The 16,885-nt window shown below is 69.7% G+C and carries 10 protein-coding genes and 1 rRNA gene; 6 read left to right on the plus strand and 5 right to left on the minus strand.

Annotated elements, in window-relative coordinates:
- Positions 1–133 precede the first annotated feature (133 nt).
- A complete protein-coding gene (secA2, locus tag C503_RS0132035) occupies positions 134–2,521 on the minus strand; it encodes an accessory Sec system translocase SecA2 (RefSeq protein WP_018686324.1) in 2,388 nt (795 codons plus the stop codon).
- 110 nt (positions 2,522–2,631) lie between these two features.
- Between secA2 and C503_RS0132040 the strand changes: the two genes are divergently transcribed.
- Both C503_RS0132040 and C503_RS0132045 read left to right on the plus strand, forming a co-directional pair.
- Complete coding sequence (locus tag C503_RS0132040) at positions 2,632–4,209, plus strand: alpha/beta hydrolase (RefSeq protein ID WP_084477429.1); 1,578 nt, start codon at positions 2,632–2,634, stop codon at positions 4,207–4,209.
- 9 nt (positions 4,210–4,218) lie between these two features.
- Positions 4,219–5,769, plus strand: a complete 1,551-nt coding sequence (locus C503_RS0132045) for an alpha/beta hydrolase (RefSeq protein WP_018686326.1) — start codon at positions 4,219–4,221, stop codon at positions 5,767–5,769.
- Positions 5,770–5,796: 27 nt separating this feature from the next.
- Here C503_RS0132045 and C503_RS43755 read toward each other — a convergent pair whose 3' ends face one another.
- The 4 genes from C503_RS43755 to C503_RS0132065 form a co-directional block, all read right to left on the minus strand.
- Positions 5,797–6,561: a GNAT family N-acetyltransferase gene (locus C503_RS43755; protein WP_018686327.1), complete on the minus strand. Its 765-nt coding sequence runs from the start codon at positions 6,559–6,561 to the stop codon at positions 5,797–5,799.
- Positions 6,562–6,580: 19 nt separating this feature from the next.
- Positions 6,581–8,128 carry an MFS transporter gene (locus C503_RS0132055; RefSeq protein ID WP_018686328.1) on the minus strand — a complete coding sequence of 516 codons (1,548 nt, stop codon included), beginning with the start codon at positions 8,126–8,128 and terminating at the stop codon, positions 6,581–6,583.
- Positions 8,125–8,790: an LppX_LprAFG lipoprotein gene (locus C503_RS0132060; protein ID WP_018686329.1), complete on the minus strand. Its 666-nt coding sequence runs from the start codon at positions 8,788–8,790 to the stop codon at positions 8,125–8,127. The genes C503_RS0132055 and C503_RS0132060 overlap by 4 nt, the downstream gene beginning before the upstream one ends.
- Before the next feature lie 129 nt (positions 8,791–8,919).
- Positions 8,920–9,888 (minus strand): GlxA family transcriptional regulator, encoded by a 969-nt coding sequence (locus tag C503_RS0132065; protein WP_018686330.1) that lies wholly within the window; start codon positions 9,886–9,888, stop codon positions 8,920–8,922.
- A 70-nt stretch (positions 9,889–9,958) separates the two neighbouring features.
- On the opposite strand from C503_RS0132065, the gene C503_RS0132070 reads away from it, so the two are divergent.
- From C503_RS0132070 to C503_RS0132085, 4 genes are all read left to right on the plus strand, one after another.
- Positions 9,959–11,233: an MFS transporter gene (locus tag C503_RS0132070; protein WP_018686331.1), complete on the plus strand. Its 1,275-nt coding sequence runs from the start codon at positions 9,959–9,961 to the stop codon at positions 11,231–11,233.
- Positions 11,234–11,249: 16 nt separating this feature from the next.
- Positions 11,250–12,593, plus strand: coding sequence for a type I glutamate--ammonia ligase (glnA, locus tag C503_RS0132075; protein ID WP_018686332.1), 1,344 nt, complete (start codon positions 11,250–11,252; stop codon positions 12,591–12,593).
- A gap of 127 nt (positions 12,594–12,720) precedes the next feature.
- Complete coding sequence (locus C503_RS41595; protein ID WP_018686333.1) at positions 12,721–16,293, plus strand: FkbM family methyltransferase; 3,573 nt, start codon at positions 12,721–12,723, stop codon at positions 16,291–16,293.
- 468 nt (positions 16,294–16,761) lie between these two features.
- Positions 16,762–16,885 (plus strand): 16S ribosomal RNA (locus tag C503_RS0132085); the annotation flags it as partial.

Genomic DNA, 16,885 nt, shown 5'->3' on the forward strand with positions numbered 1-16,885 from the left:
ACATCATCCTCCACCATGTTTTCGCCTCTGAGGCGAAAATGTGACGGGGGTCAGCCCGCCACCGTGGGGAACACCATAGATGCCCTGGTGGGGTGGCGGGCTTGCCTGTCAGGCAGGTTCGCCCGCCACGGGTTCACGCCTTGCGCGTCTTCACCTTCTTGAGCATCGCGCGCACCCGCTGCAGCGCCTGCTCGGCGTCGGAGTCGAACGGGTTGTCGTGCACCAGGTACGTCCAGGTCGACGTCGGCCTGCGCAGCCCGGCCGTCTCCAGGTCCAGCCCGCTCGCGGTGACCTTTGCGGTCTCCAGGGTCTCCGCGGCCAGGTCGCCGATCGACTTCAGCAGTCCGCGGAACTCGGTGATGGCCGCCCGGTGGAACTCGTCGATCGGGGTCTCCCGGGCCAGCGCACGCAGGTGAATGGTCTCGCGCACGTCGGACAAATACGCCAGGTGCTCCGACCACTTGGTGTCCAGGTGGAACAGCACGACGTGCCGGGCGACGCGCGCCAGCACCTCATCGTCGACGTCCGCGGACCACTTCGCCCATTGCTCCGACAACCGCTCCGACATCTGCGTCGCGGCCAGGTCGGTGTGCAGCACGTCGTCGCGGTAGGCGAGGACCAGGCCGCGCTGGTGCTCGATCAGCCGGGTGTAGCGCCAGGTGTTGCGGTGGATGTCCAGGTTGACGCCCTCGGCGACCTTCTGCGCGTGCTCCACGAACCGGCGCGCGGTCGCGTCCTCGTGCCGCCCGTCGTCGTCCGCCTCGGTCCCGGCGGTGGCGTCCGGCGCGTACTGGGCGACCAGGTCGTCGGCCAGGCTGGCGAAGATCACCGACCCGCCCGGGTCGCCCTGCCTGCCGGACCGGCCGCGCAGCTGGTTGTCCAGCCTGCTGCTCGGGTAGTGTCCGCAGCCGATCACGTACAGCCCGCCCAGGTCGGCCACCTTGTCGTGCGCGGCGTCGTCGCCCTCGGCACCGCCCAGCCGGATGTCGGTGCCGCGGCCAGCCATCTGGGTGGACACGGTCACCGCGTTCAGCGCGCCCGCCTCGGCCACGATCGCGGCCTCCTCGGCGTCGTTCTTCGCGTTGAGCACGACCACGCCGGACACGCCTGCCTCGGTCAGCTTCTCCGCGATCCGCTCGGACTCGGCCACGTCCATGGTGCCGACCAGGATCGGCCGCCCGGTCTCGTGCTGGGCCGCGATCTCGGCGACCAGCGCGGCCTCCTTGCTCTCGATCGTGTCGTAGACCCGGTCCGATTCGTCCGCGCGCACGCACGGCTTGTTCGGCGGGATCACCGACACCTTCAGCTCGTAGAACTCGCGCAGCTGCTCCGACACGGCCTGCGCCGTGCCGGTCATCCCGCAGACCCGCTGGTAGCGGCTGACCAGCCCCTGCACCGAGATCGAGTCGAGTACCTCGCCGCTCTCCGTCGGCTTGAGCCGCTCCTTGGCCTCGACCGCCGCCTGCAGCCCGTCCGGCCAGCGCTGGAGCAGCGCGATCCGGCCGCGGGAGGAGTTGATCAGGTGCACCTTGCCGTCGCGGACGATGTAGTCCACGTCCCGCTGGAGCAGCGCGTGCGCGTGCAATGCGGCATTGACCGCGGCCAGCCGGTCGGAGTGATCGCCTGAGTAGAGGTCGATATCCCCGAGCGCCTTCTCCACGACCTTGGCGCCGCGACTGGTCAGCCAGGCGTTGCGGTTGTCCTCGTCGCGCTCGTAGTGCTGGCCCGGCCGCAGCGTGCGGACGATCTGGGCCACCTCGGGGTCGCCCTGGCTGTCGTCGGTGGACCCGGCCATCACCAGCGGCACCCTGGCCTCGTCGACCAGCACCGAGTCGGCCTCGTCGATCAGCGCCACGTCCGGGACGCGCTGCACCAGGTCCTCGGGGTCGACGCAGAGCCGGTCGCGCAGCACGTCGAAGCCGATCTCGCTGACCGCGCCGTAGGTGACGTCGCGGCCGTAGGCGTCGCGCCGGTCCTCCGGGCCGGACTCCTGGTCGACCCAGCCCACCGACACGCCGAGCAGCTCGTACACCGGGCGCATCCACTCCGCGTCGCGCCGGGCCAGGTAGTCGTTGACCGACATGACATGCACCGACCGGCCCTGCAGCGCGTAACCCGCGGCGGCCAGCGCGCCCGCGAGCGTCTTGCCCTCGCCGGTGCCCATCTCCACGATCCGGCCGTGCAGCAGCTCCATGGCACCGACCAGCTGCATGTCGTACGGGCGCTGGTCGAGTGCCCGCCGGGACGCCTCGCGGCCGAGCGCGCACAACTCGACCATGTCCTGCACGTCGAGCGTTTTGACCGGTTCCCTGTCCTTTTTGTCTTTCTTGTTCTTCTCCGCGAGTTTCGCCCGCAGCGCGTCCGCCGCCTCGGTCAGCTCCGCGTCGGACAGCTTCGCCACCCGCTCCTCGCGCCACTCGATCGAGGTCAGGACCTCCGCGTACCGCTTGAGATCGACGGTGGCGGGGCGCTCCAACAGCCGCTGGAACCCGCTCTTGACCCGTGTCAACAACGCAGCCACGTCCTCGGTCCTCTTCCCTCGTCCGAACAGCGACGCTCGCAGTGACGCAATTCTCGCCCTGCTCCTTAACGGTGCAGCACGGCAGGTGAGTTCCGCATCCGGATGGCAGGATGCCTTCGGTGCGGAAGTCGACTGCGAGTGCCCTGGCGATCCTGCTCGTCCTTGCCGGGGGCTGCTCGTCGGACGAGCCGACGCTGCCGCTGGTCGAGCGCAAGGGTCCGGCCGGGGCCGTGCCGCCGGGCCTGGACAGGTTCTACGGGCAGTCCCTGACCTGGGAGAATTGCGACCCGTACGCCAAGACGGACGACGACAGGGCGCCGCTGCGCACCAAGGGCGTGCAGTGCGCGCAGCTCACCGTCCCGCTCGACTACGCCCAGCCCGGCGGCGACACGATCCGCATCGGAATTCTGCGAAAGCCGGCAACGGACGCCGACGACCGGATCGGCTCGCTCATCGTCAACCCGGGCGGACCGGGCGCGGCGGGCCTGGCCACCGCCGCCCGGCTGTCCGCCGAGGGCACCCTCAACCGCCGGTTCGACTTCGTCGGCTTCGACCCGCGCGGGGTCGGCTCCAGCGAGCCCACCATCCACTGCCTCACCGACGCCGAGCGCGACGCCGACCGCGCGGACGACGACGAGCTGGACGCCTCGCCCGCCGGGGTCGCCAAGGTCGAGGGCGAGGAGAAGGACTACGCGGCCAAGTGCGCCCAGCGCACCGACAAGGGCGCCGCCATGCTCGCCAATGTCGGCACCCGCGACGTCGCCAGGGACATCGACGTGCTGCGTTCCGCTCTCGGCGATCAGAAACTCACCTACCTGGGCTACTCCTACGGCACCCGCATCGGCAGCGTCTACGCCGACGCGTTCCCCGGCAGCGTGCGGGCGATGGTGCTGGACGGGGCCGTCGACCCGGAGCAGGACCCGGTCGCCGAGCTGGTCTCGCAGGCCCAGGGCTTCCAGGACGCCTTCGACGACTTCGTGGCCTGGTGCGGGCAACGCCAGGACTGCGCGCTCGGCCGGGACGCGACCCGCGCCCAGACCAAGTACCAGGAGCTGGTCCGGCAGCTGATCACCCGCCCGGTCGACGTCGGCGACGGCCGGAAGCTGTCGTTCTCGGACGCGAGCACCGGCGTCACCCAGGCCCTGTACTCCGAGCAGCTGTGGGAGCTGCTCAACACCGGTCTTAACGAGCTGAGGCAGAACCGCGCCACGACGTTGATGCGGCTCGCTGACGCCTACCTGGAACGGGACAAGAAGGGCCGCTACTCGACCACCCAGGACGCGTTCACCGCCGTGCGTTGCGTGGACGACGCCCGGGTGACCGACCGCGCGGTGATCCTTGAGGCCCAGCGCCGCTACAAGGCCGCCGCCCCGTTCCTCGACGACGGCAACCCACCCACCGACTCCCTGGACGCGTGCGCCTTCTGGCCCGTTCCGGTCACCGCCGCCGAACGTCAACCGCAGGTCAGCGGCCTGCCCCCGATCCTCGTCGTCTCCACCACCGGCGACCCGGCCACCCCGTACGAGGCGGGCGTCTCGCTGGCCAAGGCCCTCGGCGGCCGGGTGCTGACCTACGAGGCCACCCAGCACACCGCGTTCCTGCAGGGCGACAAGTGCGTGGACGACGCGGGCACCACCTACCTGGTTGATTTGGCGTTGCCCGCGCCGGAAACCCGTTGCTCTGCCTGAGAAGATGGCGTGGTGTCGTTTTTCCGCAGGTTTCCGCTGGTCATAGCCGGTGTGGCTGCCCTCGCCCTGAGCGCGTGCACGTCCGTTGTGGACGGCTCGCCGACATCCGGCGTCCGTGAGCAACTGGGTCCCCAGGGCCCGGTGCCGCCCGGCCTCGAACGCTTCTACGGCCAGCGGATCGACTGGGAGGACTGCGCCCCCTACGGCGACGACGAGGACACCCGGCTCGCCTACGCGGTCCCGCGGATCCTGTGCGCGCGGATGACGGTGCCGTTGGACTACTCGAAACCGGACGGCCGCACGATCACCATCGCGATCCTGCGCCACAAGGCGACTGGTGCCCGGGTTGGCGCGCTACTGGTCAACCCTGGTGGGCCCGGTGTCTCCGGGATGATGACGGTGTCGCAGCTGGGTGCGGCGTTGCCGGACAATGAAATGGTCCAGCGCTTCGACCTGATCGGGTTCGATCCGCGCGGGGTGGGGGCCTCGGAACCGCACATCCGGTGTTATGACGCGCGTCAGTTCGACGCTGATCGGCTTGCGCCGCCTGCCACGACGGTCGAGGAGTCGGAGAAGCGGTCGCAGCAGTATGTGGCCGCGTGCATCGAGCACAGCGGGGGCGTTGAGGCGCTCGCGAATGTGGGGTCGCGGGATGTCGCCCGGGATATGGATGTGTTGCGTTCGGCTCTTGGTGCGGAGAAGCTGAACTATCTGGGGTATTCGTATGGGACCCGGTTGGGGACCTACTACGCCTCGATGTTTCCCAAGAACATCCGGGCGATGATCCTGGATGGGGCGCTCGATCCGGATGAGGATCCGGTGGATGCGGGGATCGCGCAGGCCAAGGGGTTCGACCAGGCGTTGCAGAAGTATGTGGAGTGGTGTGCCGCGCAGGCCAAGTGCGGGGTGAAGAACCAGGATCAGATGGCTGCGTTGCTTCGTCCGCTGAAGGACGCGCCGCTTGCTGTGGGGGATCGAAAGCTGTCGTTCTCGGATGCGTCCATCGGGTTGACTTCCGCGTTGTATTCCGAGCTGAGTTGGACTCGGTTGCAGCGGGCCATGAATGAGCTGGCCAAGGGGGACGGGGCTACGCTGCTTGAGATGGCCGATCTGTATCTTGGGCGGCAGGGGGATGGGGAGTACAACCACTCGACGGATGCACGGAATGCCATTCGGTGTGTGGATGACCCTCGGGTCACTGATCGCGCGGTGGTGGCGGATCGGGCTCGGCGGATCGTCGAGGGGACTCGGGGGACGTTCATGGCTGACGATGTGCCGGTGTTGCCCGCGTTGGATGTTTGTGGGTTGTGGCCGGTGCCGGTCACTGGGGGCGAGGTGAAGATTTTCGGGATTCCGGTGGTGCTGGTGGTTTCCACTACCGGGGATCCGGCTACGCCTTACCAGGCCGGGGTGCGGTTGGCTCAGGAGTTGGGTGGGCGGTTGATTACGTTCAATGGGACGCAGCATACCGCGTTTCTTGGGGGGCATTCTTGCGTGGATGATGCCGGGATTCGGTATCTTGTCTACGGGACCGTTCCTGGGGTGGAGTTGGTTTGTTGAGCGGGTGGCGGCATGTCTGGCAGCCCCTTAAGGTGTCCGCTGATAGACATGCACCAACGGCCCACCCTGATACCCGAGCCGCGAGTACCATCCACGAGGCCAATCATCAGCCTGGGCGATCAAGAAGTTCACCGAAGCCCCAGCCTCCCGTCCCCGGTGAAGCGCGTCCGCCACCAGCGCCCGAGCATGCCCCATCCCCCGACTCTCCGGCCGGGTAATCAAATTCTCGAACTGGGCAACCCCGCCCCCGATATACAGCTCGGCCCGGGAAAGAATCTCCCCCGAAGCATCCCGGACCACCAGAAACTCGACCTCGGCCCCACGCTCATACAACAACACCCGATCCGCCAACTGTGCGATCTGCTCGTCACTGTCCTCCGGATAGTCAGCCCGCCAGTCCCGAACCAGCGAAGGCCGCAACGTGGCGAAGTCGAGCGACTCGACCTGGCCGGTGCGCTCGGGCAGCGCCCCCACGTGCAGCATCGTCAGGATTCGTTCATGCACCTGGTAGCCGGCCGCCGCGAACGTCTGCGCCGCCGCGGCGCCGTTGACGTTGAACTGGACCAGGCGGTGGGCCAGGCCCGCGCGGTCGAAGACCTGGTCGGCGGTGGCGACGACCTCGACCGGGTCGACGAGGCCGGTCACCACCAGGCGGTTGTGGTGCCAGGAGGCGGGGAAGTCGGACTGGAGGAGGGTGTAGCCCCAGCCCGACTCCACGACGCTGGTTGCTTGGGCGCGGGCGAAGTGTTCCTCGAATTCCGCGATTCGGCGCACGGTGGTATCGGTCCACATACGGGCAATGATGCGGATCTCAGGCGGTGCTGCCCACCCCGATCGGTTCCTGGGCGGGGGTTTCAGCCGTGCGGCGGATCGTGATGAGCAGGGCCACCAGGGCGCCAAGGGCGCAGATGATGGCGGTGATCAGGAAGATGTCCGTGTACTGGGTCAGCAGCGCGGATTTGACCGCCGCCTCGTAGTCCGCGACCTCGCGGGCCGCGACATCCGGGTCCTTGCCGAACGGCAGGGGGACGTCCAGGTTCGCCGTGAGGCTGTGGAAGCGGTGCAGGCCCCAGGCGGACAGGGCGGCGACGCCGACGAGCATGCCGGTCATCCGGGCGACCACGACGCCCGCCGAGGCGACGCCGTGGCGTTCGGTGGGGACGACGCGCAGGACCGCCGCCGACAGCGGGGCGATGACCAGGCCGAGGCCGAGGCCCGCGAGGACCAGGTCGGCGTCGAGCCGGGGCAGGCCGAGGACGGTGGACGACAGGACGTCGGCCGACCAGGACGACATGTGCAGGTAGCCCGCCGCGGCCAGGACCATGCCGATCACCGACACGAGCCGTTCGCCGAAGCGGCCTGCCAGGTAGCCGCCCAGGATCGCGCCGATGGGGAGGGCGATCAGGAACCGGAGCAGCAGGAAGACGCCGCCCTCGTCGTCCTTGCCCAACAGGGTCTGCGCGAACAGGTCCACGTCCACGAGCGTCACCATCAACGCCGCCCCGGCCGCCGCGGAGACGCCCAGCGAGGACAGGAAAGGGCGCATGGCGACGCCCGCGGGATCGATCAGTTTCGTGCGCGCGCGCCGCTCCCACAGAAGGAAACCGACGAACGCCACCACCGCCGCGATCAGGAACGGCAGACCCCACGACGGCAGCACCGCGTTGCGCGGGTCCGGGTTGTAGAGGCCCACGACCGCCAGACCCAGTGCCACGGCGAGCAATCCGCCGCCCATCACGTCGACCCGGACGGGGGTCTCGGCCTTGCGGTGCTTGGGAACCGTCAGCTGGATGGCCACCATCGCCAGCACCGCCAACGGCACGTTCACCCAGAACACGCCGCGCCAGCCGGTGATGCCGAACGTGTCGGACCACAGCGGCAGCGCGGCGAGGCCCACGCCGTAGAGCGGGCCGAGCACACTGCCCAGCTCCTGGGCCGCGCCGACCGTGCCCAGCACCGTCGACCGGCGCCGCGCGTTCCACAGGTCGGCCGCCAGCGCCATGGTGACCGGCAGCAGCGCGCCGCTGGCCACGCCCTGCACGACGCGACCCGCGACCAGCACCGGCAGGTCGGCCGACAGCGCGGTGATCACCGAGCCCGCCAGGAAGCCGAGCAGGCACGACTGGAGCAGCAGCTTGCGCCCGAACCGGTCGGAGGCCTGGCCGAGCAGCGGCATGGCCGCGATGTAGCCGAGCAGGTAGCCGGTGACGATCGGGGTGACCCGCTCCAGCCGGTTCACCGGGATCCGCAGGTCCTCGATGATCTGCCGGAGGACGCTGACCACCACGTAGGTGTCCAGCGCCCCGAGCAGCACGGCCAGCCCGGCCGCGCCGATCGCGATGGTGCGGCCCCTGCTCATGGCGCGGTGATGCTGACCGGCTTGTCCACATCGGACAGCGTGAGGTCGACGCTGCCGTCGCCGGGCATCTTGACCGACGCCTTCACCGGCTGCTTGTTGTCTTTACGCACCCACAGCGTGACGTCCACGTCGGCGTTGACCCCGGGCACCACCTTGGCCACCACGTCCTGCGCGACCTTGCCGGACACCTTGTACGTGTCGGCGCCCGCCACCGACTCGGCCGCCTCGGTGCGCGGGTTCTGCACCTTCGCCAGCACGTTGGCGATGCCCTTGTCCGGGTCCAGGATGGCCGACGGGTCGTAGATGCTTGAGCTCAGCGACGCCGGGTACTTGCTGAAGCCGCCAGTCGGGCCCTTGATGTAGAGCGAGCCGTCGACCAGCACGAACTCGCCCTCGATCAGCTGGCCCATCAGGGTCAGCTTGACCGTGCCCTTGGCCGCGCCGGACGGCCCGCCCTCGCGGGTGAGGTCGCCGTCGGCGTCCTGCACCGGGATCGCGGGCACGGTGCCGTTGACCTTCAGCGTGAAGTGCGCGCTCTTGATGTTCTTCGTCGCCGCCGACGCATCCCGCGTCAGCGCCGTGCCGTCCGGCAGCGGTCCGCCGCCGTCCGTGGAACCGCTCGACGAACAGCCCGCGACCAGCGCTGTCACCAGCGCGGTCACTCCGATGACTCCCACAATCCTCCGGCGCATGCCCATGGCCCCAGATCGTAGGCCGACCGGGTCAACCGCCGACGGAGTTGTCCACAGCCCGGCGCCCGCCGGTGATCTCGGCTTGGTGAACGACCGGTCTCAGCGCGGCATCCCGGACCGGAACGTGCGGCGATAGGCCACCGGGGACACCCCGATCGCCGCCCGCAGGTGCTGTCGCAACGAGGCCGAACTGCCCAGACCCGCCCGCTCTGCCACCTGGTCCACCGGCAGGTCGGTGTTCTCCAACAGATACCGCGCGTGCCGCACGCGCTGCTGAACCAACCAGACCCCCGGCGACAACCCTGTCTCCGCGCGGAACCGGCGAGAGAACGTGCGGACGCTCATCGACGCGTGCTCCGCCATCGCCGCCAGTTCCAACGGTTCGTGCAGCCGCCCCAAGACCCACTCGCGAGTGGGCGCTACCCCGTCCGACCCCCCTTCCGGAAGTGGACGGTCGATGTACTGGGCCTGACCACCCTCCCGCCACGGCGGCACAACGCAATGCCGCGCCGCGCGGTTGGCCGCCTCACTGCCGAAATCGGTGCGGACCACGTGCAGGCACAGGTCGACCCCCGCGCCCAGACCGGCGGAGGTCAATACGTCGCCGTCGTCCACGAACAACACATCCGGGTTCACCCGCACCCGCGGGTACAGCTCGCGAAGCTCGTCCGTGTACCGCCAGTGCGTGGTCGCGGGCCGCCCGTCGAGCAGCCCCGCCGCGCCCAGCACGAACGCGCCGGTGCAGATCGACATGACCCGCGTGCCCGGTCTGATCCGGTCCAGCGCGGCCGCGATCTCGTCCGGCAGTGTCCCGTGCAGCCGCGGCCCGGGGGAGCGCGTGCCCGCCACGATCACCGTGTCCGCGGTCGCCAGCGCCTCCGGCCCGTGGTCGAACACCGCGGTGAACCCGGTCGTCATCCGGACCGGCTCCCGGTCGACCCCGCACATCAGCACCTCGTACAGCTGCCGCCCGTCCGCGTCCGTCGCCGCACCCATGACCTGCGGCGGAATGGTCAGGTCGTAGCCGACCGCCTCGTTGATGCCCAGGACCGCCACCCGATGTGCCATGGCCAGATCCTTGCACATATTGGCAATCGGGCCACTTCTCCGGTGCCCGCCGGTGCCGCAGGCTGAGCGCGTGACACACACCGAGATTCGGGTCCGCAGGCCGCACTGGGCCTGGTTCGTCGCGGGCGTGGCGTTCGTCGCCCTGGTCGGCGCGGCCGGGTTCCGCGCCGCGCCGAGCGTGCTGATCGAACCGCTGCACCACGAGTTCGGCTGGACCACGGCCACCGTCTCCACGGCCGTCAGCATCAACCTGCTCCTTTACGGGCTCATCTCACCGTTCGCCGCCGCGCTGATGGAACGGCTGGGCATGCGCCGCGTCGTCGCGGGCGCGTTGGTACTGGTCGCCGCCGGTAGTGGCCTCACCGTGTTCATGACCGCCAGCTGGCAGCTGCTCCTGCTCTGGGGCGTACTGGTCGGCGTTGGCACCGGATCGATGGCGCTCACCTTCGTCGCCACCGTCACCTCCCGCTGGTTCGTGAAGCACCAGGGCCTGGTCAGCGGCGTCCTGACCGCCGCGGGCGCGGCCGGGCAGCTGGTCTTCCTCCCGCTCGTCGCCAACCTCGCCGCACACAGCGGCTGGCGCACCGCCTCCCTGGCCATTTCCTTCGCCGCGCTCGCCGTCGTCCCGCTCGTGCTCATCGCCCTGCGCGACCACCCCAGCGACGTCGGCACCCTCGCCTACGGCGCCACCACGGAGATCCCGTTACCGCCGAAGGGCGGCCGGACCGCGAGCCGCGCGTTGCAGGTGCTCAGACAGGCAACCCGCTCCGGCACGTTCTGGCTGCTCGCGGGAGGGTTCGCTATCTGCGGCGCCTCCACCAACGGCCTCATCGGCACCCACTTCGTACCCGCCGCACACGACCACGGCATGCCCGCCACCATCGCAGCCGGGCTACTCGCACTGGTAGGCGTGTTCGATGTGGTCGGCACTATCGCCTCAGGCTGGTTTACCGACCGCGTGGACCCGCGCTACCTACTCGGGGCTTACTACAGCCTGCGCGGCGCGTCCCTGTTGGTCCTGCCGCACCTGTTCGCCGCCACCACGGAACCACCCATGTGGGCGTTCATCGTGTTCTACGGCCTCGACTGGGTCGCCACCGTTCCGCCCACGGTCGCCCTGTGCCGCCGGGTGTTCGGCCAGGACGGCCCCATCGTCTTCGGCTGGGTGTTCGCCTCCCACCAGGTGGGCGCCGCCATCGCCGCGGTCGGCGCCGGACTGACCCGCGACCACCACGGCAGCTACGACCCCGCCTGGTACGTCGCGGGCGGTTTGTGCGCGCTCGCCGCGGTCATGTCGCTCCGGATCACGTCACACGGAGTCGGTAAGGCGCGCAGCGCTGGTTGATGTCTACGCTGCGCACATGGATCGCCAGCAAGAGTTCGTCCTGCGCACGCTCGAAGAGCGCGACATCCGGTTCGTCCGGCTGTGGTTCACCGACGTGCTCGGCTTCCTCAAGTCGGTGGCGGTCGCCCCGGCCGAGCTGGAGGGCGCGTTCGCCGAGGGCATCGGCTTCGACGGCTCGGCGATCGAGGGCTTCTCCCGGGTGTACGAGTCGGACATGATCGCCAAGCCGGACCCGGCCACCTTCCAGGTGCTGCCCTGGGAGACCCCGGACGGCGAGCCCTACTCGGCCAGGATGTTCTGCGACATCGCCATGCCGGACGGCTCACCGTCCTGGGCGGACCCCCGGCACGTGCTGCGCCGCACGCTGTCCAAGGCGAGCGAGGCCGGATTCACCTGCTACGTGCACCCCGAGATCGAGTTCTTCCTGCTCAACAACCTCCCCGACGACGGCAGCGAGCCCACCCCGGCGGACAACGGCGGCTACTTCGACCAGGCCAGCCACGCCACCGCCACGCACTTCCGCAGGCACGCGATCGAGACCCTGGAGGCCATGGGCATCTCGGTCGAGTTCAGCCACCACGAGGGCGCGCCCGGCCAGCAGGAGATCGACCTGCGCTACGCGGACGCGCTCACCATGGCCGACAACGTGATGACCTTCCGGTACGTGGTCAAGGAGGTCGCGCTCACCCAGGGCGTGTTCGCCTCGTTCATGCCCAAGCCGTTCTCCGACCAACCCGGCTCCGGCATGCACACCCACGTGAGCCTGTTCGAGGGCGACCGCAACGCGTTCTACGACAACGAGGACCCGTACCAGCTGTCGGCCACGGGCAAGGCGTTCGTCGCCGGTCTTCTCAAGCACGCGCGCGAGATCTCCGCGGTCACCAACCAGTGGGTCAACTCGTACAAGCGGCTGATTGTCGGCGGCGAGGCCCCCACCGCTGTCTGCTGGGGACACGCGAACCGGTCCGCGCTCGTGCGCGTGCCGATGTACTCGCCCAGCAAGGCCTCCTCCCGCCGGGTCGAGATCCGCTCGCTGGACTCCGCGTGCAACCCGTACCTGGCGTTCTCGGTCATCCTCGCCGCGGGTCTCAAGGGGGTCGCGGAGGGTTACACACTGCCGCCCGCCGCCGAGGACGACGTGTGGTCGCTCTCCGACGCGGAACGCCGCGCCGCCGGATACGCGAACCTGCCGCAGAACCTGGGCGAGGCGCTGGCCGAGATGGAGAACTCCGAGCTGCTCGCGGAGACCCTCGGCGAGCACGTCTTCGACTACTTCCTGCGCAACAAGCGCACCGAGTGGGACACCTACCGCCGCAGCGTCACCCCATACGAGCTGCGCACCCTGCTGCCCATGCTCTGACCGCGGGCACTGTGTTGCGTCCGCCACCCGCGCGTTCCCGCAGGTCCAGGGGAGGCGGCCGGGAACCGGGTCAACTTCCCTCGTCCGGGTGGCACACGGGACCCCGTCGAGCCGTTAGGTTGGCGCGGTGCCCGACGCGCCCCACGACGCCGTGACCGCCGAACCAGCCACGCCCGCGCCGCCGGGTCACGCGCTGATCGCCTGCACGGCGGTGGCCGCGGCGGACCTGCCCGCCGCGCGGGTGACAGCACGAACGTTCCTGGACCACCACCCCGGCTCCCGGTTCATCACACTGCTGGTGGACGGCGAACACCAGGACGCGGACAGCTCCATCCTCCTTCCAGAGGACCTGGGGATCGGCCCCGCCGAACTGGCCGACCTCGCCACCGGACACACCGCGCGCGAAGCCTGCGCGGCCCTGCGGCCCCGGCTGCTGGAGTGGCTGCTCGGTGCCCACCCCGGCCTGGTCCTGTACCTGGATCCCACGGTTCGCGTCTACGCCCCGGTCACCGACGTGTTGACCGAAGCACTCACGGACGCCGTCGTCGCGTTGATCCCCAGGGTGCTGCGCCCACTACCCAACGACGGTTTGAGACCTGGCCCGGACGACCTGTGCGGCGCGGGAATCTACGACGAGGGATTCGTCGCCGTCACGCACGGAGCCGAGTCGTTCCTGCACAGCTGGGCCGAGGTAAGCCACGCCGACCCCACCCGCGCGGGCGCGTTCCTCGACGGCGCCCCCGCCATGGTCGACCACCGCGTGCTCCGCGATCCGGGACTCGGACTGTCCCGTTGGAACGCCGCACAACGCGCACTCGCCCAGGACGCGCAAGGCAGGCTCACCGCCGGCGGCGTAGTCCTACGCGCGGCGAACTTCACCGGCTTCGACCCCAACCGCCCGTGGCTGCTCAGCGCCGATATTGCCGACCACCCACGTGTGCTGCTCTCCGAACACCCCGTGCTCGCACGCGTATGCGCCGACTACGCGAACGAACTCGACACCGACGCCCCACGACCCTCGGTCCGGTTCGGACAACTCACGGACGGGACCGTCTTTCCCGCGCCTCTGCGCGCGGCCTACCGCGCAGCGCGTACCGGTGTAGACAAACCACCCGCCGCCGGTATCGATCCGGCCGGGTTCCTCCTCTGGGCGTGCGCGCCCGTACCGGACACACCGGACGCCACGCGCTGGTCACGCGCACTCTGGGAGGGCGATCCCGACCTGCGCGAACGCTTCCCCGACCCGTTCGGTGAGGACTCCGCCGCCTACCGCGACTGGTGCGCGACCGACGCGGCCCTCGCCGGACTGCTGCACCAACGCGCGGTACCCGGCCAGCAAGGCGTGGACGTATCGCTGATAGACCAGATCGGCGTATCCGTCGTCGGTACCGGGCCGTTCGCGGACCGCGTCCGACTCGCGGCCGAGGCATCCGGCCTGCCCACCTCCGACGAACCGATCTACCCGGTCGTCCTCACCTGCGACGGCCTGACCGGCGTGCCGAGGCAACGACACGTCGTCGCCATCCGCGACGAGTTCGACCCCATCCCGTTCCGCGTGGACGAACGCTGGCTGGCCTGGCCCGCGATCGCCCCCGCGCCCGACGGCATCGCCACACACACAATCCCGCTGCCACTGTCCGACCCCGGCGCGCGCGACGAAGTGGCACGCGACGAAGCCCGCCACCGGCTCGGCATCACCGACGACATGCCGGTCTTCGTGGCCCGTGCCGACCGCGCCGACGACCTGCTCGCCGCCTTCGCCGCCGCCTTCCCCGACCGCGCGGACGTGCGCCTGCTCCTGCTGGTCCCGACCACGTTCGCGCGCACGGAAGCCGCCGAACGCCTCCGCCTGGCCGCCGCGGCCGACCCCCGCCTCCGGCTGGTGGTCGACGAGTCCGCGTTCGCCGCCGCCGGGGACGCCGCCACCTGGTCGATCTCGGTCCACGAACCCGGCGCGCCCGGCGCCGCGCGGGTCAACCGCTGGCTCGCCGAACTCTCCCTGCGCGGCGTACCCACCATCACCGTCTCCGGTGGCACCGCCGCCGACCTGCTCGGACCCGACGCGTGCGTACCGCTACCGGTGGACGAGTACGCCGCCGACACCATGGTCGCAGGCGCCATCCGAGATCTGGCCGACGACCACGCCACCGCCGACAAGATCGGCTCCGCGGCCCGCACACACGTGCTCGAACACCTCGCGCCCGCCGCGGCCGGGGCCGCCCTGCGCCGCCGCGTCGAACTGGCCTACCGCAGCTGGCGGGCAGGCCGGACACTGGCCGCGGCCACCGAGGAAGACCCGCTGCGCGCCCTGCGCGCGGCCCGCCACGCACTGCACCGAAGGCCGGACACCGAGGTCGGCTACAAGATCCCGATGGCGCCGCAGCTGCGCCGGGCCGTGCTCCGCGTGCTCGCGCACTACGACGCGCACCTGTCCTCGGTGCTCGCCTCGCTCATCGACGGCATCGAGCGCACCGCCGTCGAGCTGGTGGAACGCCAGGAGAAGCTCACCACCGCGGGCGCGGGCCTGGACGCGGACCTGCTCCGCGCCGACCTGGACCTGGTGGTCGAGCGGATCGGCCAGGTCGCCAAACAGGTCTCCGCGACCGGCGAGGAGGTCGTGCGGCTGCGCGGCGAGGTCGCCGGGGGCACCCGGGACGTCGGCGAACTGGCCGCCCAGGTCCGCGCCGCGTCCACCCGGGACCCGGTCGACACCACCGATGACGTGCGCAGACTCACCGAGGCTCTGGCCGCCAACACGGCCAGGATGGACGCACTGGAAGCCCGGCTCGCCGCGCACCAGACCGAGGCGGAGAGCCGCGCCGCTGCCGGGTCGTGGTCCGGTGACCAAGCCCTGCGGGCGACCGACGCGCTCCGCCGGGTGGTGGTCCGCCAACACGAACGCGCGCTCTCGGTGGACGTACCGAGCGCGCCGGTGCTCTGCGACGCGGGCCTGTTGCGACTGCCCACGCAGGACAGCGTCATGTCCGCGGTTCTGTCCAGCAATGGCGCGTGGGAACCGGACATCGCCGAGCTGGTGGACTCGCTTATCGAGCCGGAGAGCGTCTTCCTCGACGTGGGCGCGTACGTCGGCTACCACGCGATCCGCGTGCTCAGCAGGCTGGGCGTGAGCGGCACCGTGGTGGCGGTCGAACCCGACCCGGACGCGGTGAAACTGTTGCGGCACAACGTGTCCGAGAACGTGTCCGACGCCGTCGCCGAGCGGCTGATCGTGCTGGAGGGCGCGGCCTGGGACGGCCCGGTCCCGCTGGTCGGCACGGCCGCCGCCGGGGGCGGGCTCAGCGTCCGCCTACAAGATCGGGAAAAAGTGACCACGGACACAGCCGGAGAATTCGCCGTGACCGGGGTGCGACTGGATCGCGAACTCGACGCGCTGGCGGCCACCAAGGGGCAGCGCCTGTCGGTCGTGAAGGTCGACGTCCCCGGCCGCGGACACCGCGCGCTCGCGGGTCTGGTGCGCCGCCTGCGCAAGGACCGACCGCACGTGATCATCGCCTTCGATGGGCCGTTGACCAGCGGTTTCGGCGATGATCCCGCCATCGTCGTTCGTGAGTTCCGGACCTGGGGCTACGAGCTCGCCAGGCCGGGTGCGGAGCGTTCGATCGGGGTCGACGAGGCGGTCGCGGAGGCCGCTTCCGGGCAGCTGCGCACGCTCTGGCTCCGACCCCCCGCAAGCCGCTGACCAGCCGATTTGACTTCGTGTTTCGGTGCCCGGTAACTTTCTCCATGTCGCACGGAGCGCCGGACGGAACAGGACGCAAGAGCCTGGCGGGGACGGTCTCGGAAGACAAACCTCCCAGGAGCTAAGCTTCAGGGGACGGGGCTTCCCCCGGGTCGAGCGGGTTGACACCGCGAAACGAACCGGGTAAAGTTCTCCGGCGTTACCAGTTCTGATCTTCCTAAGCCAAAGGTCTTCGGATCCGGCACGGGTCGGTTCGGACAACAAACTTGCTAGGCAATACCAGCCTCGGATGAGGCCGCCTCTCAGGCGGTTGACTCGGATGTGCGTGTGTTGTTTGAGAACTCAACAGTGTGCCGATTTAAGCCAGTAGAGCTTAAATGAAGTGAACCCCTAGGGGTTCCTTTGAGTGACAGATGTTGATGCCAGTTTGATGGTGTCTGTTTGTCAGGAGTTGTACTCTTTGAAGCATCTTTGGAGAGTTTGATCCTGGCTCAGGACGAACGCTGGCGGCGTGCTTAACACATGCAAGTCGAGCGGTAAGGCCCTTCGGGGTACACGAGCGGCGAACGGGTGAGTAACACGTGGGTAATCT

Origin of the sequence: Actinokineospora enzanensis DSM 44649, from assembly GCF_000374445.1 — a bacterium.
In the GTDB taxonomy this organism is placed as follows: Bacteria; Actinomycetota; Actinomycetes; order Mycobacteriales; family Pseudonocardiaceae; genus Actinokineospora; species Actinokineospora enzanensis.

Bases quoted from the DNA above. Each gene is read 5' to 3' on its own strand.
- glnA (WP_018686332.1), top strand. From the start codon at position 11,250: ATGGATCGCCAGCAAGAGTTCGTCCTGCGCACGCTCGAAGAGCGCGAC.
- C503_RS0132055 (WP_018686328.1), bottom strand. From the start codon at position 8,128: ATGAGCAGGGGCCGCACCATCGCGATCGGCGCGGCCGGGCTGGCCGTG.
- C503_RS0132065 (WP_018686330.1), bottom strand. From the start codon at position 9,888: ATGGCACATCGGGTGGCGGTCCTGGGCATCAACGAGGCGGTCGGCTAC.
- C503_RS0132040 (WP_084477429.1), top strand. From the start codon at position 2,632: ATGCCTTCGGTGCGGAAGTCGACTGCGAGTGCCCTGGCGATCCTGCTC.
- C503_RS43755 (WP_018686327.1), bottom strand. From the start codon at position 6,561: ATGTGGACCGATACCACCGTGCGCCGAATCGCGGAATTCGAGGAACAC.